Below are 1,559 nucleotides of genomic sequence, written 5' to 3'. Positions count from 1 at the left end.
ACAATTTATAGGAGAGATAATATGAGATTTGTATGTCGATGTGGGAATATGCTCACAAATCAGCTTGACCCAAATGGATACGGAATATTATGTATATTCTGACAGTTGAGAAACACTGGAGAACTGCCTAAGGATTATATTACTAAAGAGCAAGCTAAACAATTAGGTTGGAAAGAGGGAAAATCTCTTAACAATTTTGCACCAGGCAAAAAGTTAGGCGGCAATATATTTGAAAACAGAAATAATCTTTTACCAACCAAAGCGAATCGAGTTTGGTATGAAGCTGACGTTGGAGTAGACTATACCATGAAAAGATCCAATATTAAAAATCCAGGATATAGAATACTATATTCTAACGATGGTTTGATTTATGGCACGTTTAATCATTATAAAACTTTTTTCTATATTTGTACATATTGAGGAGATATCAAATTATGAAAGCGATTTCTTATATATATGCAGTGTTAAATGACTACATTTCTTGTGATGACTTTGTAAATTGGACGTTTGAAGCAATTGAAGAAGGCCAGATAGACGCATTTGACAGCGATATGATAGTTAAAATACAAAACTGCAATTGTGAAAATAAAGGGGATATAGACAACCTAAAAAAGATGCTTGCAATGCGTTTTGAAAGCAAACTGCGTAATGCCACCCCGAACTGTCTGACAGAATGTACCGACTTGCCGCTAAAACTTATGCTCATTTACAGTAGTGCCACAAACAAACTCTGCGTTGACTTTAACGACATCAACTCTGCTTCAAAGCTTCACAAGTACCTGAGATACGCTTTTCATCTACCTTATTGGTATGGAGAAAATATGGACGCTTTTGCTGATATTCTGGATTTAAGTGACTACAAAATCATTGCCCTGTTTAATTTCACGGCACTAAAACATAAGCTTCCGGATACCGCAGAGCAGCTTTTAAGAGTTATTGACATAAATAAAAATAACGATTGTGTCATTATCTGCACATAGTTATCGGCAACAATCAAGAATTTTAGGGTCGAGCAGTAAAACGAGGAATTTATATGGATATTAAAATTATTCCAGGTAATAGAGTAGGCGAATATAAGTTGGGAATGACATATCATAAGTTGATAAAAACTATTCAATTAGAAAATATTGCATATAAGAAGATAGTATTACCAACTTGTATTAAAATTGTAACAAAGAATATGGTGTTCTTGCTGGTTAATAATGTTATTATGCAGATTACAGTATATGGGGATTTCAAAGGAACATTTAATGATACCATAGGTATAGGTTCTTCCTTGGCTGATGTTAAAGAATACATCGGTGACATCAAAACCGGTGAATATGATATTGTGCCGACTTATGAATTACGAGATATATCGGGTATATGCTTTGAATTAAAAGATGAAGATAACTTTGATGAATATAAAGTACCTATAGATGCAATCAGTATTTATTATCCGTAGGGGTTTAACTTGAGATTATGTTGTAAACACAGAAGCATGTGCGTATATCAGCCAAAACCAAATGATTTGAAATATGATGTGTGGAGATGTGAAAAATGTGACAGGGTATATTTGT

Annotated in this window: 3 protein-coding genes; all 3 read left to right on the top strand. The window is 33.6% G+C overall.

The features are described from left to right. The first annotated feature begins 105 nt into the window (after positions 1–105). Genes DW015_RS09185 through DW015_RS09175 form a run of 3 tightly spaced genes read left to right on the top strand, consistent with a single transcriptional unit; the run spans position 106 to position 1,444 of the window. A complete protein-coding gene (locus DW015_RS09185; protein ID WP_117878732.1) occupies positions 106–420 on the top strand; it encodes a ribonuclease domain-containing protein in 315 nt (104 codons plus the stop codon). 14 nt (positions 421–434) lie between these two features. Beyond that, positions 435–980 (top strand): barstar family protein, encoded by a 546-nt coding sequence (locus DW015_RS09180; RefSeq protein ID WP_117878734.1) that lies wholly within the window; start codon positions 435–437, stop codon positions 978–980. Between the two features lie 53 nt (positions 981–1,033). Next, positions 1,034–1,444 carry a hypothetical protein gene (locus DW015_RS09175; protein ID WP_117905424.1) on the top strand — a complete coding sequence of 137 codons (411 nt, stop codon included), beginning with the start codon at positions 1,034–1,036 and terminating at the stop codon, positions 1,442–1,444. Positions 1,445–1,559: the final 115 nt, after the last annotated feature.

Origin of the sequence: Ruminococcus sp. AF37-20 (assembly GCF_003460465.1) — a bacterium.
GTDB lineage: Bacteria > Bacillota > Clostridia > Oscillospirales > Ruminococcaceae > Hominimerdicola > Hominimerdicola aceti.
The sequence above is the reverse complement of the archived record's forward strand: the minus strand, read 5'-3'. Positions and strand labels throughout refer to the sequence as shown.

What these genes read in the sequence shown, in the direction of transcription:
- DW015_RS09175 (WP_117905424.1), top strand. Translation starts at nt 1,034, where the DNA reads ATGGATATTAAAATTATTCCAGGTAATAGAGTAGGCGAATATAAGTTG.
- DW015_RS09180 (WP_117878734.1), top strand. Translation starts at nt 435, where the DNA reads ATGAAAGCGATTTCTTATATATATGCAGTGTTAAATGACTACATTTCT.